The organism is Aquicella lusitana (genome assembly GCF_902459475.1).
GTDB classification, from domain to species: Bacteria; Pseudomonadota; Gammaproteobacteria; order DSM-16500; family DSM-16500; genus Aquicella; species Aquicella lusitana.
Map to the genome: position 1 here is coordinate 1,574,857 of NZ_LR699114.1, position 25,804 is coordinate 1,600,660.

The 25,804-nt window shown below is 46.1% G+C and carries 27 protein-coding genes and 1 tRNA gene; 8 read left to right on the forward strand and 20 right to left on the reverse strand.

Annotation, left to right across the window (positions count from 1 at the left end; genetic code table 11):
* Window positions 1–25 precede the first annotated feature (25 nt).
* The 5 genes from AQUSIP_RS07240 to tolB form a co-directional block, all read right to left on the reverse strand.
* Window positions 26–98: transfer RNA gene (locus AQUSIP_RS07240), tRNA-Lys, on the reverse strand.
* 191 nt (window positions 99–289) lie between these two features.
* Window positions 290–931, reverse strand: coding sequence for a 7-carboxy-7-deazaguanine synthase QueE (queE, locus tag AQUSIP_RS07245; RefSeq protein ID WP_114834817.1), 642 nt, complete (start codon window positions 929–931; stop codon window positions 290–292).
* Complete coding sequence (gene ybgF / locus AQUSIP_RS07250; RefSeq protein ID WP_114834818.1) at window positions 931–1,977, reverse strand: tol-pal system protein YbgF; 1,047 nt, start codon at window positions 1,975–1,977, stop codon at window positions 931–933. The genes queE and ybgF overlap by 1 nt, the downstream gene beginning before the upstream one ends.
* 4 nt (window positions 1,978–1,981) lie before the next feature.
* Window positions 1,982–2,515 (reverse strand): OmpA family protein, encoded by a 534-nt coding sequence (locus tag AQUSIP_RS07255; protein ID WP_114834819.1) that lies wholly within the window; start codon window positions 2,513–2,515, stop codon window positions 1,982–1,984.
* Window positions 2,516–2,594: 79 nt separating this feature from the next.
* Window positions 2,595–3,905: a Tol-Pal system beta propeller repeat protein TolB gene (tolB, locus tag AQUSIP_RS07260; RefSeq protein ID WP_407641512.1), complete on the reverse strand. Its 1,311-nt coding sequence runs from the start codon at window positions 3,903–3,905 to the stop codon at window positions 2,595–2,597.
* 135 nt (window positions 3,906–4,040) lie between these two features.
* On the opposite strand from tolB, the gene AQUSIP_RS07265 reads away from it, so the two are divergent.
* A complete protein-coding gene (locus AQUSIP_RS07265; RefSeq protein ID WP_114834820.1) occupies window positions 4,041–5,066 on the forward strand; it encodes a PP2C family serine/threonine-protein phosphatase in 1,026 nt (341 codons plus the stop codon).
* 345 nt (window positions 5,067–5,411) lie between these two features.
* Here AQUSIP_RS07265 and AQUSIP_RS07270 read toward each other — a convergent pair whose 3' ends face one another.
* From AQUSIP_RS07270 to AQUSIP_RS07325, 12 genes are all read right to left on the reverse strand, one after another.
* Window positions 5,412–6,887 carry a putative bifunctional diguanylate cyclase/phosphodiesterase gene (locus AQUSIP_RS07270; protein ID WP_114834822.1) on the reverse strand — a complete coding sequence of 492 codons (1,476 nt, stop codon included), beginning with the start codon at window positions 6,885–6,887 and terminating at the stop codon, window positions 5,412–5,414.
* Between the two features lie 114 nt (window positions 6,888–7,001).
* Window positions 7,002–7,871 (reverse strand): cell envelope integrity protein TolA, encoded by an 870-nt coding sequence (tolA, locus tag AQUSIP_RS07275; protein ID WP_114834823.1) that lies wholly within the window; start codon window positions 7,869–7,871, stop codon window positions 7,002–7,004.
* A 5-nt stretch (window positions 7,872–7,876) separates the two neighbouring features.
* Window positions 7,877–8,332 carry a protein TolR gene (gene tolR / locus AQUSIP_RS07280; RefSeq protein ID WP_197737842.1) on the reverse strand — a complete coding sequence of 152 codons (456 nt, stop codon included), beginning with the start codon at window positions 8,330–8,332 and terminating at the stop codon, window positions 7,877–7,879.
* 5 nt (window positions 8,333–8,337) lie between these two features.
* Window positions 8,338–9,048 (reverse strand): protein TolQ, encoded by a 711-nt coding sequence (gene tolQ, locus AQUSIP_RS07285; RefSeq protein WP_114834824.1) that lies wholly within the window; start codon window positions 9,046–9,048, stop codon window positions 8,338–8,340.
* On the reverse strand, window positions 9,045–9,461 hold the full coding sequence (locus tag AQUSIP_RS07290) for a YbgC/FadM family acyl-CoA thioesterase (protein ID WP_147277498.1): 417 nt from the start codon (window positions 9,459–9,461) through the stop codon (window positions 9,045–9,047). Before AQUSIP_RS07290 ends, tolQ begins: the two co-directional genes overlap by 4 nt.
* A gap of 1 nt (window position 9,462) precedes the next feature.
* Window positions 9,463–10,527, reverse strand: coding sequence for a Holliday junction branch migration DNA helicase RuvB (gene ruvB, locus AQUSIP_RS07295; RefSeq protein WP_114834826.1), 1,065 nt, complete (start codon window positions 10,525–10,527; stop codon window positions 9,463–9,465).
* Entirely contained in the window at window positions 10,527–11,132 is a 606-nt protein-coding gene (gene ruvA, locus AQUSIP_RS07300) for a Holliday junction branch migration protein RuvA (protein ID WP_114834827.1), read from the reverse strand. The genes ruvB and ruvA overlap by 1 nt, the downstream gene beginning before the upstream one ends.
* Before the next feature lie 79 nt (window positions 11,133–11,211).
* Window positions 11,212–11,697, reverse strand: a complete 486-nt coding sequence (gene ruvC / locus AQUSIP_RS07305; protein ID WP_114834828.1) for a crossover junction endodeoxyribonuclease RuvC — start codon at window positions 11,695–11,697, stop codon at window positions 11,212–11,214.
* A gap of 151 nt (window positions 11,698–11,848) precedes the next feature.
* A complete protein-coding gene (locus AQUSIP_RS07310; protein ID WP_114834829.1) occupies window positions 11,849–12,598 on the reverse strand; it encodes a YebC/PmpR family DNA-binding transcriptional regulator in 750 nt (249 codons plus the stop codon).
* A 46-nt stretch (window positions 12,599–12,644) separates the two neighbouring features.
* Window positions 12,645–14,429, reverse strand: a complete 1,785-nt coding sequence (gene aspS / locus AQUSIP_RS07315) for an aspartate--tRNA ligase (RefSeq protein ID WP_114834830.1) — start codon at window positions 14,427–14,429, stop codon at window positions 12,645–12,647.
* Window positions 14,430–14,587: 158 nt separating this feature from the next.
* On the reverse strand, window positions 14,588–15,220 hold the full coding sequence (locus AQUSIP_RS07320; RefSeq protein WP_114834831.1) for a DUF502 domain-containing protein: 633 nt from the start codon (window positions 15,218–15,220) through the stop codon (window positions 14,588–14,590).
* 3 nt (window positions 15,221–15,223) lie between these two features.
* Window positions 15,224–15,508 carry an FmdB family zinc ribbon protein gene (locus tag AQUSIP_RS07325; RefSeq protein WP_114834832.1) on the reverse strand — a complete coding sequence of 95 codons (285 nt, stop codon included), beginning with the start codon at window positions 15,506–15,508 and terminating at the stop codon, window positions 15,224–15,226.
* Between the two features lie 684 nt (window positions 15,509–16,192).
* On the opposite strand from AQUSIP_RS07325, the gene AQUSIP_RS07330 reads away from it, so the two are divergent.
* From AQUSIP_RS07330 to wrbA, 3 genes are all read left to right on the forward strand, one after another.
* Window positions 16,193–17,758 (forward strand): ankyrin repeat domain-containing protein, encoded by a 1,566-nt coding sequence (locus tag AQUSIP_RS07330; protein WP_172621971.1) that lies wholly within the window; start codon window positions 16,193–16,195, stop codon window positions 17,756–17,758.
* A 65-nt stretch (window positions 17,759–17,823) separates the two neighbouring features.
* On the forward strand, window positions 17,824–18,672 hold the full coding sequence (locus AQUSIP_RS07335) for an SDR family NAD(P)-dependent oxidoreductase (RefSeq protein ID WP_114834834.1): 849 nt from the start codon (window positions 17,824–17,826) through the stop codon (window positions 18,670–18,672).
* Between the two features lie 4 nt (window positions 18,673–18,676).
* Window positions 18,677–19,282, forward strand: coding sequence for an NAD(P)H:quinone oxidoreductase (gene wrbA / locus AQUSIP_RS07340; protein ID WP_114834835.1), 606 nt, complete (start codon window positions 18,677–18,679; stop codon window positions 19,280–19,282).
* On the opposite strand, the gene AQUSIP_RS07345 is transcribed toward wrbA, so the two are convergent.
* Entirely contained in the window at window positions 19,275–19,976 is a 702-nt protein-coding gene (locus AQUSIP_RS07345; protein ID WP_170131845.1) for a U-box domain-containing protein, read from the reverse strand. The two genes, wrbA and AQUSIP_RS07345, sit on opposite strands and share 8 nt — an antisense overlap.
* Before the next feature lie 339 nt (window positions 19,977–20,315).
* On the opposite strand from AQUSIP_RS07345, the gene AQUSIP_RS07350 reads away from it, so the two are divergent.
* The 3 genes from AQUSIP_RS07350 (at window position 20,316) to AQUSIP_RS07360 (ending at window position 23,318) form a co-directional block, all read left to right on the forward strand.
* Window positions 20,316–21,701, forward strand: coding sequence for a sugar porter family MFS transporter (locus AQUSIP_RS07350; RefSeq protein WP_232058653.1), 1,386 nt, complete (start codon window positions 20,316–20,318; stop codon window positions 21,699–21,701).
* A gap of 48 nt (window positions 21,702–21,749) precedes the next feature.
* A complete protein-coding gene (locus AQUSIP_RS07355) occupies window positions 21,750–22,772 on the forward strand; it encodes a glucokinase (RefSeq protein ID WP_114834838.1) in 1,023 nt (340 codons plus the stop codon).
* Between the two features lie 141 nt (window positions 22,773–22,913).
* Window positions 22,914–23,318: a type IV pilin protein gene (locus tag AQUSIP_RS07360; RefSeq protein WP_114834847.1), complete on the forward strand. Its 405-nt coding sequence runs from the start codon at window positions 22,914–22,916 to the stop codon at window positions 23,316–23,318.
* A 4-nt stretch (window positions 23,319–23,322) separates the two neighbouring features.
* Here the strand turns inward: AQUSIP_RS07360 and AQUSIP_RS07365 are convergent, their stop codons facing one another.
* The gene (locus AQUSIP_RS07365) at window positions 23,323–23,868 is read right to left on the reverse strand and encodes a GspH/FimT family pseudopilin (RefSeq protein ID WP_114834839.1); all 546 of its coding nucleotides are present in this window, start codon (window positions 23,866–23,868) and stop codon (window positions 23,323–23,325) included.
* Between the two features lie 199 nt (window positions 23,869–24,067).
* On the opposite strand from AQUSIP_RS07365, the gene AQUSIP_RS07370 reads away from it, so the two are divergent.
* Window positions 24,068–24,475 (forward strand): hypothetical protein, encoded by a 408-nt coding sequence (locus AQUSIP_RS07370; RefSeq protein ID WP_114834840.1) that lies wholly within the window; start codon window positions 24,068–24,070, stop codon window positions 24,473–24,475.
* Window positions 24,476–24,671: 196 nt separating this feature from the next.
* Here AQUSIP_RS07370 and AQUSIP_RS07375 read toward each other — a convergent pair whose 3' ends face one another.
* Window positions 24,672–25,799 (reverse strand): IS4 family transposase, encoded by a 1,128-nt coding sequence (locus tag AQUSIP_RS07375; protein ID WP_232058605.1) that lies wholly within the window; start codon window positions 25,797–25,799, stop codon window positions 24,672–24,674.
* Window positions 25,800–25,804 lie beyond the last annotated feature (5 nt).

Sequence of the window (25,804 nt, forward strand, 5' to 3'; positions counted from 1 at the left end):
CCTGAAATGGGAAAGACCCTAAAAATGGGTCGTCTGCGATTCGAACGCAGGACCAACAGGTTAAAAGCCTGCTGCTCTACCGACTGAGCTAACGACCCATGAGATATGTCTACAGCGGAGTCGCATATATTACTGATTCTCACGAAAATTTCAACGTCTCAGCGCAACAAAAAATGAGAAGAAAACAGGGTCTATTCCTACTTGGTGATAACTTGCCCAAAAACATGGCTCCAAGGGATCGAAATAATGTGACAAAGGTTGTTTATATACGCGCAGCTGAGACATGACACTACCGACCGGCTACATCACCCCATAAATATTTATGTAGCTGAATCTGGAAACGAACCGCTAATCGATCGCGCAAAATCCAGTCGGCCAGATCACCCGGCAGGACTTGCTGATAGCTGGGTGAAAAGAGTATCTGGCAAACACTATTCAGATCATATTGCGCGATAATGCTTTTTGCCCATTCATAATCAGCCTCATTACAAATGACAAATTTGATTTGATCATGAGGGAGCAGGCTACGGATATTCTGCCAATTATTTTTTTCGACTTCGCCCGAACCGGGTGTTTTGATATCAACTACCTTGATCACCCTTGGATCCACCAGAGATACATCCAGCGCACCGCTCGTTTCCAGTGAGACTTCGTAGCCATCGTCGCACAAACACTGAAGCAGCTTCAGGCAAGGCTTTTGCGCAAGGGGTTCACCGCCGGTAACTGTCACATAGCGCGCGTTATATTGCCTTACCTCAGCCAAAATAGCTTCCAGGTTATACCAGGTACCCCCCTGAAATGCATAGGCGGTGTCACAATATTGGCAGCGCAGTGGACAGCCAGTTAAACGCACAAAGACAGTGGGGAGTCCCACTGTCCTTGTTTCACCCTGCAGGGAAAAAAAGATTTCAGAAATACGAAGCCGATCCACTAATGACCTGCTTGCTTGATCTGCTTGAGCTGTTCTGATGCAAGTCGGGAAGAAGCAGTGCCCGGATAGCGGTTAATGACTTTTTTGAACGCTGATTTGGCTTCCGACCATTTAGATTGAGAAGCATAAATCAGGCCTACTTTTAACTGTGCATCAGACACACGTGGACTATCTGGATAGGTTTTAACTACCAGGCTGAACTCACTTAAGGCCTGATCATTTTTACTCATCAAGCCATATAACTCACCGAGCCAATAATGGGCATTGGAAGCAAACTGCCCAGAAGGATACTTCTGCAACATCTTTTGCAACGTGCTAATGGCGTCATTATATTTTTTGGCTTTAATCAGGTTATAAGCCGTTTGATAAATCTGCTGCTCTTCCGCCACATTTGGCTGTTCCCCAGCAGTTGATTTGGCCGCCGTGGTTTCGGGTGGAACGGCTGATGCCTTAGAGGGAGTGACTGATAAGGATTTACGGCTCTGCTTCACCGTAACAGGCGCAGGGGCTGAATCCTCATCATTTGCATTTGACGTTTTCGTATCAGGTGCTGCGGGTGCGACGATCGTTTTGCTCGCGATCACATTCTGCTGGGCTAACCGTTTGTCCAAATCAGAGAACATCGATTTCTGCTGGCTTTGCAGCTGCTGCAATTGATGCGTCAGTTGTTCTACCTGGCCGCGCAAAGATTGTACCTCTGCCTGGAGTGACTCAACACGGGAACCCGCGTTATTTGATTGCAAATTATCCAGACGTTGTTCCAGTCGGGCAATCCGCTGCTCAGGGTTCGCGGAAGAACCCACAATCACAGGTGAGCTCACGGAGGCCGGCGCTTGTTGCGCGGGAAGCTGTTGGGCTGGAACAAACGCACTTTCCTGCTCCGGCGCTGGCGGATAATCCTGTCCTTGGTCTGCGCCTATATTTTCAAACTGCTGCTGCATGGTATCTGCATCGTAGACAGGCGCTGATTCAGCAAAAACAGGTACAGCAATACTAATAAGTATCGCTGTACCCACATATTTGATTACCCGAGAGAATGTCTGCATAAAGTTATCGCTGCAAATAAACAAGAACAGCACGACGATCCAACTGAAAATCTTGCTCTGTACGGCCTGGCGTGGCTAATTTCTCTGCACCATAGCTGACAATACGGATCTGGGCAGGATTGACGCCTCGAGCAGTCAGAATTTCAGCCACGGCTTTGGCGCGACGTTCGCCTAAACCAATATTATATTCACGGCTGCCGCGCGGGTCGGTATGGCCTTCAACCATGATTTTTGCGCTGGCATGCGAGGCCAGATAGTCGGCATTTCTGTCAATGGCTGGTTTATATTCTTCACGAACGACATCACTATCAAAATCAAAGTAATAGACGCGTTCGGCTGAGGCACGCTGACCACCGCCAGCCTGATCGCCAAATCGGGACTCTTCGCCTAATCCAGAGGATTGCGCCCCTACATAGGCATTATTGGCATCATTGATTGCCGCGTTATCTGCCGCGTTTTTATGCTTGGATGAACAGGCAGCGAGGGTAATAACGCTGCTGCTAACCAGGATAATCTGTATCCATTTTTTTAATTTCATGCTCTCCCCCTATTATTAGACGTTAACGGAAAAGTATACCGTGAATTAACGACTTATCAAGACCCTGTACAAGCCTCGCTCAGGATAAATAAGGAGACCATGCCGGATCCTGGGCTTCTCCATTACGCGCAGGCAGTACTAGCTGGATGCGGCCATCCGAAGAAACCATGCCCAGCATATTGCGGTTGCGATAAAAGGTATCGTAAAGAATCATGCTGCCATTCGGCGCAATACTGGGCGATGCGCTGTCCCCTGCCGAGCTGGTGAGCACACGGGTTGTGCCGGAATCCAGATCCAGAATGGCTATCTTGTAAATGCCCGATACACGATGAATCATTGCAATATGCCTGCCATCCCGCGTATAAGAACCGCGAGCATTATAATCACCGTCATAGGATATACGCGAAACAGCACCCGAGCCTAAGTTAATTTGATAAATCTGTGGGTTACGGCCGCCGCGATTAGAAGTAAACAACAAGGATTTACCATCTGGGGACCATGAAGGTTCAGTGTTAATGTAAAAGTCACGCGTCACCTGTCGAAGTCTACCCGAATTCACATCCATGATATAAATATTCGGAGCGCCGCTTTTAGATAAAACTAGCGCCAGCTGCTTGCCATCGGGAGACCAAGAAGGCGCGCCATTGATACCAGGAAACTCACTCAACAGGCGCCTTGCACCGGTAATCACATCTTGGATATAAATGCCTGCGCGACGGTTCTCGAATGAAACATAAGCTACCTGTCTGCCATTCGGCGACCAGGAAGGCGACATAATCGGCTCGGGCGAAGTAAGCAATGGACGGGGATTATAACCATCCTGATCCGAGACTTCGAGAATATAACGTGCTGGCGCATTAGCGGGACGCTGCACCACTACATAGGCCAATTTAGTTGAAAAAATACCGCGAAGACCCGTTAACTGCTCATAAATCAGATCACTAATATGGTGGGAAACAGAGCGCAGCTCATTGCTGGAAACGGTGTATTTCTTGCTCAACACAACACCCGCTTCGCCTTTGCCACGGAACATGTCAAGCAGCTGGAAGCTGACCTGATACCGATCGCCACCTACCGACTCAATTTTGCCAACGACTACATTATCCGTGCCCAAGCGACGGAAATAATCGGGGGAAACATCACGTGCGTCACTGGGAGACTCGGTTAAGACATTTTTTCCAAATACTTTAAAACGGCCGCTATTTTGCAGGTCATTCGAAACAATGGCAGACACATCCTGCGAAGACTCACCCTGGGCGGCAAAGGGCACCACGGCAATCGGAATGGCTCCTGCCACGCCACGGGTAAGCTCCATGCTTAAAATAGCAGAAGCTGAATAGGGCATGATAATAGCAAACAGAAATACGAATAGGCTCATCATCTTGCGCATGGCGGTCTCTTCCCCCATTTTCTCATCATGTCACTAACCAAAAGTCAGGTTTTTATATCATATCTTTTAAAAACAGGCTATTGTTGAGTCTATAATCATGACTGCCCTTCGTTACGCGTCAGGGAAAAAACTGGCATGAAAAAAGAACAAGCTGCTCAACCTTTTGATGGTTTAACAGAGGAAATGACGATTGAACTGGCAAAAGACAGGATCATTCGACAACCTGTTCTCACCAAAACAACCCTTGCAACATTGTATGACAACTTTGATGATCCTTATGAACCCCATTCGTATGCAGGATTGTCTTCTATCACGCAAATAGGTTTCGCTGAGCTCCACGGGCAAAGAAAAGCCATGGAAGATCGCATTGCCTTTGGCACTCAGCCCGCCTTTTTGCAGTTATCTGAAAATCAGCGCTGCACCGCGCTCTTTAATACTATCGCAAAACTTGAGCAGGTGATGGACTCCCACTATCTGGAGAGAACGGGATCAACGTTATGTGCCGCCGTTATCTGCGGAAAGGATATTTATACAGCGAGCGTAGGCGACAGTGCAGCATATCTTGTTGCACTGACGAATGAAGATGAAGCGGGGCAATGCAGGCGTTTAAATGTCCATCTTCACCATCCTCATGAACCGTCAGAAGAAAAACGACTGGAAAAAGCCGGGAAAGCGATGTTTAGTCGCCATCATCGCCTCATGGGACTCGCTGTCAGCCGCGCCATGGGAGATACCATGATGGAAGAATTTGGCCTGATCCATGATCCAGACATTTATCACGATGAAATCAACCTGCCACAAAAGGGTAAGGCTTTTCTAATTGTCGCGTGTGATGGATTAACAGAAGGAGATTGCCTCACCGCAAACCCACAGCCTGAAAGCACAAGCATTTTTGAACTGGTTCAAAAAAATTCTCGATGCGATTCCCAAAAAATGGCGTCGGTTCTGGCACATGAAGCAATCAAAAAGGGATCAAGCGATAACGTCTCTGTGATAGTCACGTTATTGGATCACACCCAAGTTTCTGTTAAATATATGGCAGTTTTTGATGGCCATGGCGGCACAGCTTGCGCTGAGCTGCTGAGAAAGCATTTTCATACGCTTTTCAGTGATACAATCCAGCAGATACTTGATTCATCCTCCTCCGCGATACTTAGCTGAATTTTTCGTTCGACAGAAAATCGTTCACAAAACTGTTATCCTGAGCGAAGCGAAGGATCTCTCGATGTACAAAAGGCGATCCTTCGCTCCATTACTGTCTGGTAAATTTCCGGTCTCACCGCGTCGTCCCGCTGCTTGTCAGCTGGATCCAGACGCCGCGAAGCGGCGAGAAGGAACATTCATAAAAAAACCTGTTAAATGTTTGATAGATCCCGCGAACAAGTCGCGGGACGACGCGGTGAGACCGGAAATTTACCAGACAGTAATGCGCTTCGCTCAGGATGACAGCATTATCAAGCATTTTGTAAAATGGCCAAAGCCCAGTTCAAATAACTCTTTCGACTTTTAAACAACCATTTTATCCGTCACTTCATGCTCGGAAAGCGGTCCGCCTAACAGCTGTCCTTGCATCAGAGAATAACCCAGTTTCTTGAGCAGTTCCATTTGCTGGTTTGATTCCACGCCCTGGATAATAACCTGCATATCCATGTTGGTCGACAGATAGATCAGTGACTTAGCAAGGGCCTGTGTTTGCAAGTTTGTATCAATATCCTTAATCAAGGCGGGATCCAGCTTCAGATAATGGATGGGAAAATCTTTTAGATGCTGCAGTGAAAATGTGCCTTTACCAAAATTTTGTACCGCTAATTTGACACCGACAAATTTCAGCATATTAAATGCTTTTTCCAACACATCAAATTGCAGCTGATTTGTGCCTTCCTGAATTTCTAGCAGAATCCATTCGGGATTGCATGCCAGGTCTTGTATGAGCTGTGAGAGCCTATAAATAAACTGGCTGCTTTCCAGCTGATTAAGTCTCACAGGTATGCCAATATGTTCAGGATAAAATCCCAAGGAACGCCAATGTAAAAATTGCCGGCACGCGTTTTCAAATAACCATTCGGATATGGCATTGAGCTTTTGATTTTTTTCAGCGTAATTGAATAATTCGTCAGGGCCGATTAATCCCAATTCCGGATGCTGCCAATGCAGCAGCGTATCCATGCAGAAGACGGATTCATTGGTAATATTAACAACCGGCTGGTAATAAAGTGCAAATTCCTGAAAAAGACTGTCCTTATTCAATCCTGTGGATAACACCAGTTCCCGCTGACTTTTAGCGTAAATTTTTTCCTGATAAAACTGATAAAGATGTTTACCCTTTTCTTTGGCAAGATGCAGGGCATAATCCGCACCTCTCAGCAAAGTTTCCGCATCCTGTCCGTCGACAGGATAGATGGAGATGCCGATGCAGGCAGTAACATATAACTCTTGCCCTCTAATCTGAAAAGGTTCTGCCAGTGATTTTAAAATACGCTGGGCAACAACGGCGGCAGTTTCGGGTTTTGAAAGTTGTGTTAGCAAAATGACGAACGTATCTTTAGTAAAACGGCTAATACTGTCAACGCGGCGAATACAGGCAACCAGTCGCTCGGCGGTTTCACGTAATAAAGCATCCCCCACTTCATAGCCTAATGCGTCATTAATCATTCTGAAGTCGTTAATGTCAACAAACATCACGCCTAAAGTAAGTTGATAGCGTTCGCTTTCCTTAATGTTTTGATTCAACCGGTCTTCAAATAGCTTCCATCCCGACAATCCCGTAACGGGATCCTCGAGTGTAAAACGTAACTTATTTTGCAGAAGGCTGATTTCTTCAATCAACCGTATTTCATTTTCCTGGGATTTTTTTGCTTTGGCCTCGGCAATGCGAAGTTCATTTTTAAACAATCCCGCTTGTCTCCCGCTTCTTTTACAGAAGACAAAAGCAAGACACAGAACAATGAAACTGATTCCTGCGATAAGATATGACAACTCCATTGTCACGCTCTCCCTTGAGAGGCAGCTTTCTCTCGTATAAAGATAGAATAGCAGCAAATGACTTATGCGTCACCGCGGGATGGCAGTAAAAGACAAGGTATAACAATAAAGAAGCTATCCGCTCAGGCCGCCGTCACTTGAGAGAATGTTCTCTGGTTTGACCTTGAGTACAAATTGGCGGAAAGCTTCGAAGGCTGCGGGGTCGTTTGGTACCGGCAAAGGGGATGCCTTAAGTACAGCAGCGCGAGCGGATCTATCGAGTGAAGGGTCTCCGCTGGTTTTGGTAATTTGTACATCCAGCACCATACCGCCAGGTGCGACACGGATCATGAGCTCGCAATAGAGTTTTTTATTTGCCTGTGTTGGCACAATCCAACGCTCGCTGATCGCCTGCAAAATTAGCGCCTTGTATTTATTCACTTCTCCCTGGGCCTGTCGGGACTGCGTTGACTGTAACTTGATTTCTTCATTCAATAATTGCTGACGCAAGGAAGCTTCGGCCTGCTCGCGCAATGTCTTTTCAAATTGCGATTTCAATTGTTTTTGTTTTAATTTTTTTTGTTTTTCTTTTGCGTTTTCGATCTCTGCAAGCAAATCTTTCGCAATCTTATCGCGGCGTTTCTTTTCTTCCAGTGCTTTTTGTTCCGCCTGCTTCTTTTTTTGCTCAACTGCCTCTAGCGCAATAACATCTTTTTTCATCTGCTCCGATTCAACCGGTTTCGGTTTAGGCATTATTTTCTGCTTGGGTTCTACCTTAGGCGCTTCCTTCACAGCTTGCTGCAACGGTTTAGAAGGTAGCTGCGGCAAAATTTTGCTTTTGGGCGAATCACCCAAAACAACCGCGCTGATGATGTCATTTTTATTGGTGTTTTCGATGACAGGTAAAGGCGTTGTAAAATCAAACCCTAGTACGAGCACAAGAATAAGAAAAACATGCAGGCAGACAGAAACAAATAAATATTTTTGTGCACGACGGGCTGCCATAACAATCAACCAATCGTTTTATCAGACGAGTTAGGTTGGGTAATCAATCCTACGCTTTTCGCGCCTGCCTGTTGAAGCAGCACCATGGCTTCCACGACTTTCCCATAATTCGCATTTTTATCACCACGTACGAGCACGGGCCGCTGCTCACCTGTCTGTTGTCCCGCAAGCTGGGTAGTAACCAAGTGGCTTAAAGTCTGTGCCGGAATAGCCTGGTTAGGTTTATCCGCCAGATTCAGGTAAAAATTACCGGAAGCATCCACCGTCACAATGAGCGGTTCTTTCTGCTGCTCATCCAGCGCCTTAGCCGCGGTTTGCGGCAAGTCCACTTTTACCCCCTGCGTCAGCAAAGGAGCGGTAATCATAAAGATCACCAGCAGCACCAGCATCACATCAATGAAGGGAACCACATTGATATCAGACATGGGGCGCCTTGATCCAGGCTGATGTGTATAAGCCATTGAAATTACTCCACTACTTCCAGTTTGACCGCGCCGCCACGCTGTGACTGGCGAATGAGAATATTGATAAACTCTTCCTGAAACGCATCAAAGCGGTTCATCAGGCGGCCAATGCTGGTGATCAGGCGGTTATAGGCGATGACAGCCGGAATGGCAGCAAACAAACCGAGAGCCGTGGCAATTAACGCTTCGGCAATGCCGGGTGCCACCATGGAAATAGTCGCCTGCTGTACGGTTGAAAGCGCGCGAAATGCCTGCATGATACCCCATACCGTGCCAAATAAACCAATATAAGGACTGGTTGAGCCGACGATAGCCAGAAAAGGCAGAGACTGCTCGAGTTTGTCCTGCTCACGCATTTGCGCAACACGCATAGCGCGTTTGGTGTTATCAATGATATTTTCTGTCGTAGTCGTGATACCCGCCTGCTTGTGAAAACGCATAAACTCTTTAAAACCTGCATGGAAAATCGCTTCCATGCCTTCCACATTCGCTCTTTGCTGATTGCTTTTTATATATATTTTGGATAGATCTTCACCCGACCAGAATGCTTTTTCAAATTTACCTGCCGCTTTTTTGATATCCTGCAGATAAAATCCGCGCTGCAGAATATACGTCCATGAAAAAACAGAAGCGCCCGCCAAAATCAGCATGACACACTTCACCACCAGTCCGGCATTCCAAAAGTAACTTAATAACGTAGCATCATAGTTCACGTTAACTCTCTCCGAATCATCTCTAGAAAAGGCGCGTAAGGTATGGCGCGCGGCCGCATGTCTAAATCCACACAGGCGATCTTGATTTCCGCCTTACATAACATTTTATCGGGCTCATGTGCCAGGCGCAAATACTGTTCGTATACGAGACTGGCCGGACGGACAGCTTTAATAGAAGTCACCACTTCTACCTTGTCATGCACCCGGGCCGGCTTGAGAAACAGGATGTGGGCAGCATGCACAGGGAAATAAATTTGATGCTCGCGCTGCCAGGTCATGCCCAAACCCACCTGCTCTGCCCACTCCGAACGGGCGCGCTCCATAAATTTAAGATAATTACTATGGTAGACAACACCTGCAAAATCGGTATCTTCGATATGAATGCGAAGCAAATAAGTAAACTGGTTCTGCATTTCAGCCTGCATCGGTGACAGGATCCAGCTCGTCAAATAGGCCCAGATTGGGTGAAGTTATCATTTTTTCAGGCGCTTTTAATCCGAAGTGCAGATACGCCTGCTGTGTGGCCGTGCGGCCACGCGGGGTACGCAGCATGAATCCCTGCTGGATCAGGTAAGGCTCAATCACGTCTTCGATGGTGCCTTTTTCTTCGTTGATAAAAGCAGCCAAGCTTTCAAGTCCTACCGGGCCGCCATTGAATTTTTCAATCAGGGCCAATAATAATTTCTGGTCCATCACGTCAAAGCCCTGGCTGTCTACTTTCAGAAAATCCAGTGCCTGCTTCACAATCCCTTCCGAAATTTTACCGTCTGCTTTGACTTCTGCGTAGTCGCGCACACGGCGCAGCAGCCGGTTGGCAATACGCGGCGTGCCGCGGGAGCGGCGTGCTACTTCTTCAGCCCCTTTGGCATCCACTGGCACCTGCAGGATATGGGCGGAACGCAGAACAATGTGCGTCAAATCCGGTACCTGATAAAATTCCAGCCGCTGCACAATGCCGAAGCGATCGCGCAAAGGCGACGTCAGAAGGCCTGCGCGCGTGGTCGCGCCAATTAATGTAAAGGGCGGTAAATCCAGTTTAATTGAGCGGGCGGAAGGACCTTCACCGATCATGATATCAATCTGGTAATCTTCCATTGCGGGATAAAGCACTTCTTCCACCACAGGGCTCAGACGATGGATTTCATCTATAAAGAGCACATCGCCGGATTGCATATTCGTGAGCAACGCTGCCACATCACCCGGGCGTTCCAACACAGGGCCCGATGTCTGTTTGAGGCTGACACCCAGTTCGTTGGCAATGATATTGGCAAGCGTCGTCTTGCCAAGCCCCGGAGGACCGAAGACCAACACATGGTCTAGCGCATCACCGCGTGCCTTGGCAGCCTGAATGAAAATTTCCATCTGCTCGCGCACCGCGCCCTGGCCAATATAATCCTGCAGCGATTTTGGTCGCAGCGCACGGTCAATGGGATCAGTTTCCCGCTGTTCAGGACTAATAATTCTATCGGTCTGCAACATTACATCATCTCCCTTAAGGCGCGGCGAATAAGTTCTTCACTGTTTAATGCACCGTCGTCCACTTTGGTAATCGTCCGGGTCGCTTCCTGCTGCTTATAACCTAACGCAATCAGGGCTGCAATCGCATCCTGTAATATCTGGTGCCGGCCCTGACCGTCCTGAGTCATCGGCATGGCGCCTTCCTGCGGTGTGCCGCGATGCCAGTCTGACAGTTTATCGCGCATCTCGATCACCAAGCGTTCCGCTGTTTTCTTGCCCACCCCCGGCAGGCGCACCAGGCTTGCGGTGTCATTATTCAATACGCAGCGCACAAATTCTTCGGTTGCCGTGCTGGACAAAATAGTTAACGCGAGCCGGGGCCCCACGCCGTTGACTTTAAGCAGGGTTTTAAATAATGCACGTTCATCTCGTGTATAAAAGCCATAGAGGTGATGCGCATCTTCGCGCACTATAAAATGGGTGTATAAACTCACCTCTTGCCCGGTGTCCGGCAACTGGTAGAAGGTGCTCATGGGTGCGTCAATTTCGTAACCGATACCATGCACATCCACGATTAATTGGGGAGGCTGTTTCTCCAGAATAATGCCGCGTATTTGTCCAATCATGGTGAATCCTTCAGATAAGCTGATTAACGGTTCATGATATAGCCAAACACGCTGTTTTCAAACACTTGCGAAAATCCTTTTACCGAAAGGTTACCCCTTTATTCCTCAGGTTCCTCGCATGGGCATGACACAATGCCACCGCCAGTGCATCCGCTGCATCGGGCTGCAGGCTGCCGGATAAATTCAGCAAACGTTTTACCATATATTGCACCTGCTCCTTATTTGCAGCGCCGATACCAACAACGGATTTTTTGACCTGACGCGCAGAATATTCCGTCACTGGCATATCAAGCGCCACGATCGCTGCGCCACGCGCCTGACCCAGTTTCAGCGCTGAATTAGGATTTTCATGCATAAAAATCTGTTCAATAGCCGCTTCTTGTGGCCGGTATGACTGGATGAGCTGCTGAAGACCCAAAAAAATTTGTCGCAGGCGTTCACACGCAGGATAGGAAGTTAAATCAAGATAACCACTCGTCAGATAAATATGCCGATTGCCTTCGACCCGAATGACACCATAACCTGTACGACGCGAACCGGGATCGATTCCCAAAATGATGGTCATGTCCTTCTCCTTTTAATGGCATTTTATCCGAGCCCTCTTCATCCTGCACACTTCGCGCATTACCGGACACTAGCGAACCTTCGCGGTCATGACAGCAAATTGCAAACAGAGAGCGAAGCAGCGTTTTTTCGTATAAAAGGATATAGGACTATTAAGACAACTGCTCCATGATTTCTTCCATAATATCCGCATTGGAGTAAACAGATTGCACATCATCGAGGTCTTCAAGCGCATCGATTAATCCCATCACCGTTTCTGCCGTTTCTTTATCAGTAATGGATACGCTTGTTCCCGCTATCATGGTGACATCCGCCTGCACAGACTGAAATCCGGCTTTTTGCAGTGCATCTTTAACGGGAATAAAATTTTCAGGAGCAGTGATGACATCGATACTCTTGTCATCATTGACGATGATATCTTCAGCACCCGCTTCAAGCGCGTGTTCCATTAGCCGCTCTTCGTCAGCGCCAGGTGCAAAAGTAATCTGTCCCTGTTTTTTGAAAAGATAAGCGACCGACCCATCGGTGCCAAGGTTACCGCCATGCTTGGAAAAAGCATGGCGCACTTCGGCTACTGTGCGGTTACGGTTATTAGTCATGCAATCGACCATGACGGCAATTCCACCTGGACCGTAACCTTCATAACGCACTTCCTCAACGTTTTCGCCTTCCATTCCGCCGGCACCACGCTTGATGGCACGCTCAATGACGTCTTTTGTCATGTTGGCTTCCTGCGCTTTATCGAGCGCTGCACGTAAACGCGGATTGGCGTTAGCATCCGCACCGCCCATTTTCGCAGCCACAGTGACTTCGCGTATAATTTTCGTATAAAGCTTGCCACGCTTAGCGTCCTGTTTTGCCTTGTGGCGCTTAATATTCGCCCACTTACTATGTCCAGCCATATCAACCTCCGTACACTTCTGAGTGCTAAAAAGCAAACTCAGTCGTTCATTCTTTGGATTCTTTAGCGTCTTTTGTCTTTGCCACACGTATTCCCAACTCAATCAGCTGCGCAGGTTCCACTGGCGCCGGCGCATCCATTAATGGGCAGCTCGCTGTTTGGGTTTTGGGGAATGCAATCACATCACGAATAGAATTGGCACCTGTCATCAGCATCACCAAGCGATCCAGGCCAAAGGCAATACCGCCATGGGGAGGACAGCCAAGCCGCATTGCTGTGAGCAGATGCCCGAATTTTTCTTCTGCTTCTTCATCGCTGATGTTGAGTATATTAAAAACGGCTTTCTGCATTTCAGCCGAGTTGATGCGTATGGAGCCACCGCCAATTTCACTGCCGTTTAGAACCATATCATAAGCTTTGGCAAGCGCGTGTTCGGGATGCTTCAATAATTCCGCAGCAGACTCCGCCTTGGGAGAGGTAAACGGATGATGACAGGCAGACAGTTGGCCGGAACCCCCTTCAAACATGGGGAAATCCACTACCCATAAAATACGCCAACCCTGCTCAACCAACCCGCGGTCATGGCCCACTTTCAAACGTAATGCGCCCAGCGATTCGTTGACGATCGATGCTTTATCTGCGCCAAAGAAAATAATATCGCCTACTTTTGCTTCCGTGCGTTCCAAAATAGCCTGAACGACCTCATCCGGTAAAAACTTCAGGATGGGTGACTGCAGGCCTTCTTTTCCTTCGGCGTTGATCTTGATATACGCAAGACCGCGTGCACCGAAGACGCTAATGTAGTTCGTATAATCATCAATTTCCTTGCGGCTAATCGCAGCACCGCCCGGCACGCGCAGCGCAGCGATGCGGCCTTGCGGGTCTTTAGCCACATCCGCAAAAACTTTAAATTCCACATCGCGTAACAAATCGCCAATGTCGACTAATTCTAGCGGAATACGTAAATCCGGCTTGTCCGAGCCAAACCGGCGCATGGCCTCAGCATACGGCATACGCGGAAAAACAGCTGGCAATTGCACGTCCAGTATTTCAGCGAACAGGCCGCGGATCATTTCTTCCATGATGGCCTGAATCTCCTGTTCGTTCAGAAAGGAGGTTTCGATATCCAGCTGGGTAAATTCAGGCTGACGGTCGGCGCGCAAATCTTCGTCACGGAAACAGCGGACAATTTGATAATAACGGTCAATACCGGACATCATGAGCAGCTGTTTGAATTGCTGGGGAGATTGCGGCAAGGCAAAAAAACTGCCCGGACGCGTGCGGCTTGGCACCAGATAATCGCGTGCGCCCTCTGGCGTTGCACGAGTTAAAAAAGGTGTTTCCACATCGATAAAACCATGGTCATCCAGGTAACGACGTAGATAACGTGCAATGCTTGCGCGCATTTTCAACCGTGACAGCATCTCCGGGCGACGGATATCAAGATAACGATAATGCAGTCGTGTTTCTTCGCCCACATCGTGATATTCATCATCAATAGGAAAAGGCAGTGGATCCGAGCGATTCAGAATCGCAAGCTCGCTCACTTCCACTTCCACTTCGCCTGTGCGCAAATTGGGATTCACGGTACCAGCAGGGCGCCTTCTCACTTTACCCTTGATCTGCACTACAAATTCGCTGCGGACTGACCCGGCATTTGCAAAAGCCTGCTCATGCTCGGGATTAACAACCGTTTGCACAACGCCCTCGCGGTCGCGTAAATCAATAAAAATTACGCCCCCGTGATCGCGCCGGCGGTGAACCCACCCTGCCAATTTCACTTCTTTATCTAATAATTCAGCCGTTATCTGGCCGCAATAGTGACTACGCATGAAGCTATCCTGTTTATCGAAAAATAAATTAAGTTTATTGACCACAGGGTATAAAAACCTGATGGTCAACCATTCCCGCGAGAAGCCGCGGAGAATAAATTTAATGTTAAGAAAAAGTGAGCAGTGAAAAATCCTAGCGGCTCAAACTGCAATCACGCTTATTTTTTCTTGTTATTCGCCAATGTACCCATACCTGGCTGCACAACACCCAATGAAATCACGAATTTTAACGCTTGATCCACGCTCATATCCAGCTCTATCACCTTGCTCTTTGGCGCCATCATGAGAAAACCGGAAGTAGGATTCGGCGTGGTCGGAATAAAATAACTCACCATAGGTCCCTGATTAACCGGCCCTTCCATTTCTTTGACCACTTCGCCAGTCTGAAAGGCGATGCTCCAGACACCTTCGCAAGGATATTGTACGAGCAAAACTTTGCGAAATGATTGGCCGCCCGGCGTAAAAAGCGTATGAGTGACCTGCTTGACACCGGTATAGATAGACCTCACAACGGGAATACGACCCACAATGGCATCGCCAAAATCAACCAGCCGTCTGCCTATAAAGTTGGCCGCGACCACGCCTGTCAGAAAAATCACGACGAGCGTTACCAATACGCCAATACCCGGCACATGAAACCCCAGTAGGGCATCCGGTTGGTAGTGAGGCGGCAATAAAAGCAGTGACCGGCTAAGCAAATCAACCAGAAATTTGATTACCAGCAGGGTGACCCAGATAGGCAGCCACACCAGCAGGCCGGAGATAAAGCACGTGCGCAGATAGGCGATCATTGATTAGACTGCTGCCGTATCATTAGGTGTTGATCCACTGGATTCAGTAGATCCTGATCCCGTCGCCGCATCGTTGCCATCCTTACCTGCTCCTTTTGGCTTTTTCTTGTCGCTATAGTCCGTGACATACCAGCCCGAACCCTTTAGCTGAAACCCGGCTGCGGAAACCAGCTTGTTCAATGCCGCTCGATGACAGGAAGGGCAATCCTTCAAAGGGGCATCCGAAATCTTTTGCAGTGCCTCCAATTGATGACCGCATGCCTCGCACTGATATTCATAAATTGGCATAATTAATCAACTCCACTCTTTGATAAAAATATTTATTTTTCAATAAGATGCGTTAAAAACACGCCTGGTTTTTTTAATTTTCACCTTAAGTTTAAGAATATGTTAAATTTTTAACAGTATAATTTTACGCTAATAATTAAAAAAACAAAAATACCGTTTTATCGCGAGAAAATAATGCATTCAACTCAAATACCGACCCACACATCGGATAGTAACATTTTTGCGAAGCTCCTGATATACATCGAGATAAATGAGATCTTTGAGTCAATTCAGGGAGTCACTAGAAGTAACTTTTGTTATGGCGGAGTGCCTATTTTTCTTCAACTGGTGATAGCGCAATACCTTGCCGCCCAGCCAAAGATGCATTCTCCTCTTAATCGCTCAGAGGACAATCAGCAGCCGAACAAACAACATGATCCACTCAATGCACTCAGTATTCTTGCCAACTGGGATGAAGATTTGGCCTCTTTATCATCTAGCGAGAAAGAAGAGATTGATCAATTTCTGGTTGCTATCGATTTATCACAAACGCGGATTCTGTCACAGGAAGCTTTATTCAATTTACAACGGGACAACGTTCAGCTTGACCAAAACACAATTGATGCGTTGATGCTTCAGCCACCGCAAGGCAAATGCGGCGGCCTGTCTTCGCTGTTTTTGCCCTGCATTTGGCTGCAAACACAAATGCAATCGGCGAATACATCCGATAATAATAACTATAAAGAGCAGGATAATTTGGATTGGTTTGCAGCTATGGTAATCCGGATCACCAACTGGGATGGCAACTATGCCACCTTAGCACCTCATGAGAAAAAAGGATTTGAACGTTTTTTTAGCTTCGTTCATCACTACCAGGCTAATCTCATCTTATTAAAAGGCGCGCAGCAAGGCGACTTGGATAAATTATTTTTTGACACATTAAAGAGAACGCCCAAACGCGAATATTCGCTGGCGGGTCTTTTTACCTATCAGGACTTAATCCGCAACTATACCTGCAAAATGGATGATGGCAAAGAAGTTACCGCGCCGCTATTTGATTTCCTGGCGCCGGAACGCCGTCTGGTTTACATACGCTCGCATAATCATGCTGTCGCGCTGTTTCGTTTCCAATCTCAATTTTATTACCTCGACCCTAATCATCCTTTTTCCGTACTTGTTTTCAAGGAAAACCGATTTGCCGATCTAGCCAAGATACTATTTGTAAATATGCAATTTGACGTGAACACACCCTCGCCTCTGGGATTTAAAGTTTTCAGTTTTGATCCCGAAAGCGCTTATTATCCCTACCAAAGCGAATTGCTTACTGAGCATGCTTTTGCTTCTGGTTACGCAAACAATTTTACCGCATTAATGATGGCGGCAACTATCAACTGCGATCACTCTTTTTTCTTCCATTTATTCTCGCCTTATGTTGATGTCAACGCACAAAATCATGAGGGCCTTACAGCACTTCATTTGGCTGCCTTTTATAATGACATTGAAAAAACCGGATTGCTCATCACGAAGGGTGCCGATGTTAATCTGAGAAATGCAATTGCAACTGAGTACCGAACTCCCCTGCATTACGCTGCGTTACACAACAACGAAGAGATAGTAAAGCTATTGCTTGAAAATGGGGCCAATATAGAAGCGATGGATATCAACGGAAACCTGCCAGAGGATCTCACTACCAGCGCTTCTATAAAGGTGGCTATTTCCACCCATTGGGAGAATAAGCTAACGGAGTCGCTGCATGAATTTGAAAAATTTCTGGAAGCGCTGCCAAAAACACCAGAAGGGTTTCTGGACTTTTCTGTCATAGACCCGAGTGCCGACGAAAACTCACTGTCTAAACCACAAGAAAGAGAGACCGCTGCCTCAACGAGTGAAAACGAAATCGGAGCGGAACGCTTATTTCATACAAAATTTTCTTATGTTGCCGAACTAGAAAACCAGTCAACTTCACTTACCTTCGGCACAGGTTTTGAAATGACTGCCTCTGAAGCAGATCTGAATGAATATCCGGGATTAGAGGTTGAAAAGCTGCCCTTTGCACCGAAGAAAGAGGTAGAAGAGGTAGAAGAGGTAGAAGAAGTGGCAATAATAGCAAAAGAAGGAGAAGGTAATGATCAAGAAACCGACATTGATAACGCTCCAAACTTAAACAGAGATTATTACCACCTCAAGGAAAATCTCTTCAAAAACCGAAAGCATACTTTTGGGGAAGAAAATGACAACAAATCTAACGCACATAAGCGATGTAGAACATAGACCCCAACAACAATAACCTTTAGACTATCTGCCGCTTCCATTGCTTCAATTAAACAAGGATCTTTATGTCCGCAAAATCCATTCTCATTACGGGATGCTCAAGCGGTATCGGACAGCGTGCCGCGCAGCGCTTAAAGGAACGCGGCTATCGTGTTTTTGCCACAGCACGGAAAGTCTCAGATGTGCAAGCACTCAAATCACAAGGGTTTGAAAGCTTTCAGGTGGATGTGACGGATACCGCTTCAATGCGACAGGCATTGGATCAGATACTCTCCGCCACGGGTGGCAAACTGGATGCGTTATTTAATAATGCCGCTTACCTGCAGGCGGGCGCCATCGAAGACTTAACACGTGAGATGGACCGCGCACAGTTTGAAGCCAATGTGTTTGGACCGATGGAACTCATTCGTCTCGTGCTACCCGTCATGCGTCAGCAGGGCCATGGTCGTATCATTCAAAACAGCTCCATTTTAGGGATTATCACACTGCCTTATTATGGCGCATACAACGCTTCCAAATACGCACTGGAAGGGTTCAGCAATACTTTGCGCCAGGAGCTACGCGGCACCGGCATTCATGTCTCGATCATCAATCCCGGCCCCATTCATAGCAAACTGCGCGCAAACGCCTATCAACATTATCAACAAACAGAACACGAGCGTACGGGCTTACATGATAAGGCGTATGAGAAAATGGAAGCCTCCTATTTTAATCCCAGCGAACGTGACCGCAAACTTACCCAATCCCCTGATGCAGTAGTTAAAAAGCTGATTCATGCACTGGAAAGTTCGCGTCCAAGCGCCCATTACTATGTGGGTTTTCCGGCGAAGCTTTTTGCTTTTTTAAGAAGAATTCTACCTGACTCTGCGTTAGACTGGGTGCTTGCAAAATTCAGCTTTAAAGAAGGAGAATAACGCCATGGCCTATATTCTTGTGCTTTATTACAGCCGTTATGGATCCGTCAAACAGATGGCGCAGCATATCGCCCGTGGGATTGAATCCGTTTCTGGCATGGAAGCAAGAATCCGCACGGTTCCTCCTGTTTCCCCGACCACGGAAGCGACAGATCCCGCCGTACCCGAGAGTGGCGCGCCTTATGCCACCCTGGAAGATTTAAAAAACTGCGCAGGCCTCGCACTGGGAAGCCCTACGCGATTCGGCAACATGGCAGCGCCCATGAAATACTTTATCGATCAAACCAGCAGCCTGTGGTTATCTGGCCATCTGGTGAATAAACCCGCTACTGTTTTTAGCTCAACGGCCAGTTTGCACGGCGGACAGGAAACAACGCTTCTAAGTATGATGCTGCCGTTATTTCATTTGGGATTTATTTTATTAGGCCTTCCTTATACGGAAACAGACTTAAATACGACACAAAGCGGCGGAACGCCTTATGGCGCAACACATCATGCCGGCACATCCAGCAAAAACCCGTTAACAGATGAAGAACAGCGCTTATGTTTTGCACAGGGCAAGCGTCTCGCGGAAGTCGCTGTTAAATTGAGTCAAGGCCAGATTAGCTAACATTGAACTGAGAATATTGTTCTATGCTGGCAATTTGAACTTTTTTCTCTATATCTTTGTCACTAGGATTTTGAACTTTTTTCTCTATACCTTCGTCACTGGGCTTGAAGAGAGACGGACTAAAGGAGAAAGTCATCTCCTCACTTTTTACCTCTTTCTGTTCTTTTGCATACTTTTCTTCTAAACGACAGACCCAATCGTTTATGGCTTCCTTCAAGTTCCTAGCAAAAATAATATCTTTAATTACTGCTCGCGTTAATGGACAATAAACCAGACTATCATGCGCAGGTTTTATCAGAGCCAACGAGGATTTATCAAAGGTTTGACTTTGATTTGGATCATCTGTCACCGTGGTATAAGGGTCAGACATAATGGTTAAGGAAATGGGACACTTCGCCCAACCTGGAATTTCACCTGTATAATTGATTGCCTCTAATCGTTTTTCAAATTCATTCGCCGTCACTTTAGATTGCAAGGCTTCAAGGTGAGTCGTTACAGTGGATGCTTGTTCTTCTGGTGCCGGATCATTTTGTTCTTGCTCCCCTACTGGTGCAGGTTCAGAACGCAAAAACCCTGCTGCGCCAGCCAACAAACTGATTGCAATAACGGGCACAAAGAAAGATGATAAATTCGATTCTAGACACTCAAGATCGAAAGTCGCCTCTCGCCCATGCATGTATTGAAAACGATCCATACTTCCTCCACAGCGAAGAAAGGAAATATAAAAGCTTGCCGCAGTCGATAGCAAACTACAGGTTACAGTATAAGAAACGCTCTTTTTCATTCGATTAAACATATAGTTAGTTTCTCCGCCTTCAATTTAAGGGGATGCTGGTGTTTGGTCGCTTGCTTATCCAGCACAACAAACCCTTCGAGGTGAATTGTTGACTATATTTTTACCAGAAAAAGCTTATAGCTATATTAGGGAACCATAAAAAAAGCAGCTTAATGAAAGCTTAGCGTTAATTCTTGAACCTTTGCGCAGGATGGGGATAACATAACTACCTTTTCAATAATGGAAAAGAGTGAACCTATGGCCATTTATCTCGTATGTGCAATCGCTGCGTTAGCAGGTTTGCTTTTCGGTTTTGATACCGGGATCATTTCAGGCGCCTTGTTATTCATCGAAAAAGGATTTCCCCTCACCACCGTCATGAAAGAATTAATTGTCAGCAGCGTACTGCTTGGCGCCATGGCAGGTTCACTCTTAAGCGGCAGACTAACAGACTACTATGGCCGCAGAAAAATTATTCTCATCATTTCAGGCATGTTTATCATTGGCACACTCATCGCTTCATTAGCACCCAATGTTAACGCCATTCTGCTAGGCCGACTTTGCATCGGCATTGCCATCGGAATAGGCTCCTACACAGCGCCGCTCTACATTGCTGAAGTGGCACCCCTAGAATTACGCGGCGGATTAGTTTCACTGAATCAACTCGCTATTACCATTGGTATCATGTGTTCTTACTTCATTAATTATGCCTTCACCAATACGGAAGGTTCCTGGCGGCTGATGTTTGCAATCGGACTCATTCCCGCGATTTTGTTATGTATAGGCATGTTCTTTTTGCCTGAAAGTCCACGCTGGCTCGTCAAACAGAAAAGACTGCGTGAAGCCAAAGCGACTTTAAGTTATTTGCGACGCACGGCGCATGTGGATCAGGAAGTAGCCGAAATTGAAAGAAGCCTGAATGTACATCAAGCCAAACTGTCAGAAATTTTTGCACCTTGGATTCGGCCGGTTTTATTCCTGGGTATTATGCTGGGCTTTTTGCAACAAGTCGTCGGCATCAACACCATTATTTATTATGCGCCAACCATTTTCCAACTCGCCGGTTTTCAGGACACATCAACCTCCATTCTGGCAACGGTAGGCATTGGCATCGTCAATGTGATCGCCACTATCTTTGCCGTGTTGTATCTGGATAAATTGGGAAGACGGGTATTACTGTTAACAGGGCTGGTTGGCATGTGTCTCAGCCTGCTTGCGCTCAGCCTCGCCTTTCAATGGGATAGCGCTTATCTGCGCTGGATTGCTGTATTCAGTACCTTTACCTACGTAATCAGCTTTGCTTTCAGCCTGGGTGCCATGCTGTGGCTGCTGGTTTCTGAAATCTTTCCGCTGGATGTGCGTGGCGCCGCAATGGGTGTTGCTGTATTCAGCTGCTGGTTCTGGAATTTCGCGGTTTCTTCCACGTTTTTAAGCTTATTAAACGCGTTAGGCCCCACCAATACATTTCTGTTATACGCGAGCATGTGTGTCGTTGGCTTTGTCTTCTGTTATTACAAAGTCCCCGAAACTAATAATGTGTCGCTCGAAAAAATTGAAGACAATATACGCCGCGGATTACCTTTACGTGAAATTGGCCAACCTGTCTCGGTTGCTCCCGGCAAAGCGTTGCAAAAACCCGTATAAAACTCGGGCGCAAGCGATAAGGGTTTATATACGATCAGGTTATATATTATGAGTAAAAGAATCATTGCATGGGATTTAGGCGCAACAAAATGCGCTGTCGCGCTGGTGGAATATGATGCACGGCGCCATCAGTTACATTGTAAGCAGGATGGCGCAATCAAAATACGTACTTGTGAATCGCTTGAAGATTTATCAGCCAAACTGGAAGAAATAACAGGCGTAAAAATGGCTGAAGCCGATGCAGTCATTATAGGCGCTGCGGGCCAGTTTGATGGCGAGCATCTGCTTCTCGATAAAAGTTGTCCGCATTCCGGTTATCCCTATCCGATGGGATTTGCCGAGCTTGCCAAGCAGCAGAAGTGGCCAGCGTTTGATGTAATTCATGATTATTCTCCTATTGTTTGTGCAACTTTTACTTCCTATCTTCACCATCCTGAAAACATCAAACACCTGAATAACGCGGAAATTAACCCGCACGGCCGACGCGTAGCATTAGGCGTTGGAACAGGTGTAGGATTGAAAGACGGTGTTTTATTTACAAATGGCGACTTCTGGCTTGGTACGAACGAAATGGGCCATATAGGCGTCACCGCACCGCCGCTCACCGACAAAATCCATTATGAACGCCATCAGGAATTAATTCGATTTTTACGTAGCGAAAGCATCCTCGCCGAAGATGAACCGCTTACTTTTGAAAAATTGCTGGCAGGCCCCGGCATTGTTCGTATTCATGCTTTTTTTGATCGTGACGCAAAAAACAAAAGCGCGGAAGAAGTGGGTTCCCTGGTGCGCGAAGGCCATGCAAAAGAAACGCTTGCTACCTTTGCCTGGTATCTGGGTCTCCTGGTCGGCACGGTACAACTGACGTTCATGCCAGACGGCGGCATCTGGCTGACAGGCGGGGTCATTCTCAATCACATGGAATTATTCGATCATCCCGACTTTTATCACGGCATTGAATCCTCGCCCACTTATCTGAAACTGCGCCAGGAATTCCCACTCGGTGTACTTTGCGGCACTGATCATGCATTCATGGGCGGGGCTTATTATGCGAGCCGCCGGCTTTTATAATGCATCACTCCATTACTGTAGAATGCGACAACCCGAGTTGTTCACAAAATTAAGCATTTGAAAGTCTTCTTGCAAAAGGACTTCCCATTTTCATCGCTTTTATTCCACTCATGTAGCTTTATTTGATTCTAGGAAAAAAATATGCCACCCCATCATGGATTCAACTTGCTTGAAATACTGATAGTGACTTGTTTGATCGGCATACTGGCAGCGCTTAGTATCCCGCTCTATTCTTTTCCGCTCACCCAGGAAAAACGGATTGAAGCGGCTGGCGTGCTGAGCAAACTTGCTGTTGCCATGGAACAATATTATCTGGAACACCAGACTTATCAGGGAGCAACGCTATCGGCACTCAATTTACCTGACCATATTGCTAGCGGCCATTATCTACTGACAATCCGCATCGCACGCGATCAAGATTATTTACTTGAAGCCAAACCACTGGGAAAGCAGGCCGTCAATGATGCAGGCTGTGGAACATTGATACTTGATTCAAATGGTGAAAAAAGTGTGTCCGGCACTGAGCCGGTAGAAGCATGTTGGTAATCAGCTATGTTTCATCACAACGAAGTGGTTTTCCATCACTCCCATAGATTTTGTCATTCTCGTCGGGCGAAATGGCGCGCGCTCTTCCTGCTTTATTAATCACAATAGCCCAAACCGGTGCAATGTGGCTCGTACTGCAAAACCATAATGTGCCATTATCACTTTGCATTACGCCGGTGGGATAAAAAAGAAAATCATTGCGATATTTGGGGAATAAACGCCAGTGAAGTGCGCCTTGGTATTCGCGTATCTGTACCATCGCGAGTATTGTCGGGTTTGATTGTTCATTTGCATACGCAGCAACCCGGTACATATTGCCGTCAGGACAGATACTGCTTCTGTGATGACAGATCACTACCGACACACCTCGTATACGCGCTTCATTTCGCGCTAATTGAATCATCCGGAGCATGCGCCATTGCAGTGACATCGCTCTGTCATACTCGCCAAAATGGCGCAGCAAAGGCATGGATAGCGCCGTTATGATACTTATCAGTGCAAGCGTGATCATCAGCTCAAGAAATGTAAAAGCGCGTTGTAAATTCATCATCGCAGCTCCTTATGCTTATGTATTTTTGTTTGATTTTTTATGCTTATCTTTTTTCCCGACAACATGCTGATTAAAAAGGATTTATCGTTAATACTTTTTTATTTCATTAAAATCAATTCAATGCATCACCTTCCGCTTTCAAATAGAGGCATTTTTTAGGTTTATAATGGGTAATGAATAAGAAAAAAGGAGAATGGTTATGAAGACCGTTTTAGCAAAGATTGCATTCACTGCTCTACTCTGTACTTTCGTTATCACAGCACACGCAGCATGGCGATGTCAGGCAACCAATTCAATGGGTCAAAGCTGGTATGCCATCGCTAAATCGTCTAACGCTTCCGCTGCGATAGCAATGAAAGCATGCAAATTAAATACGCACTACACAAGATCGTGTCGATTAGACTATTGCACGTATGCTCATAAAAGCAAAATTTATCGTCCGCTCTGGCAGTGCAATATCATGAATAGCAAAGGGCAAGCCTGGTATGGCGTAGGTAGCACAAAAGCTGATGCCTATGCAGTCGGCATGAAATATTGCCTCCGTTATTCTTCCCGCTATAGCTGTCCGACCAGTTGTGATGTGTTGTCTTGCTTCAAAAGACAATAGTTCCCATCATTAACTTTGTCACTTGGAAAGTGGGCGTTAAAAGCAACTCAAAATAAAACGTCCACTTTAAGTTTTTTATGTCTTGAATGAGTAAATAAATAAATTAACAACATAGAATTGGACTTTGGCTATTTTTGACAGGTATTCATGAATTTGTCATCCTGGGCGCAGCGCACTACTGTCCGGTGAACCTGTATCATAAATAAACAGGCCTCCTTGAAATTAAATAAATAGGAGGCTTGTATTGTCTATTGCGATATTCTGCAACATGCAAATTATGTCTGATCCAGACTAAAACGAGATGTAATGAACGTTTCTCATTTGAAACATTTTTAAATATCTGTATCAATATAAAAGCAATCAAGGCTGTTGCTATTTGAATTTTAACCGCATTAGAAGATCGGCCCAGAAATTTTTTAAGTCGAAGATTTTGCTTGATCCATTTAAAAAATAGCTCTATTTCCCATCGGGCTTTATAAAGCTTAGCAATATTTTCTGCTGGTAAATCTTTCAAGTTAGTTACCAAAATAAGAGGAGTTTTTCCTTCTCTTTTTACACTTATATATCTCAGCGTCTCGCTATATTCCATGCGTTTTCCACCACGTGGAACTTTATTTGAAATTCTAAAAAGACAATCTTGTAAGATGGGTTCGCGAGTATTTTTTTGCCGGCTTTCTATAACAATGGCCGCATTCTTCTTTAATCGAGTCACAAAATAAGCCTGCCTTTTGTTGATGCTCCACCACCAATTGTAATCGTAGTAACCTTTATCAAACACATAAAGGGTGTTTTTAAGGATTGGCCATTTTTGTCCCATCGTCGCATCATTACAATTTGGATGACTCAACTTCATCCTTAAGGGCAAATCTAATCCTAAATCATATTCAACATGTAGTTTTAATCCTTGTATATGCCGAGTCGCATATTGCTTTGACCACTCATCGTACCCTTGGCCTCTTAGCTGTATCGGGCTACTATCTAATATCCTGATTACTTTTTTTATTTCTTTATGTTTTTTCCTGGGTAACAAAGACATAAGCTGTTCTAATATCCAAAAGAAACTTTCGGCTGGTCGTTTTCGATTGGCATCACTTAAGGTCGAGCGTTTTACTTGCGTTTTTATACCAATTTTTTGACTGTTTATCGCAACCTCTAACGTGCGTAAGCTTTTAATTTCATTAATATGTGCATAAATCATCGTTTTTAAATGTTCAAATGTATTAAATGATTCATAACGATGATCAGATCGAAAGCGTTCTATACATTCCTTCATTAATTTTTTTGTAACGGGTTTTAATAATCGTTGAAAAACGGTATCTTTCATCAGTT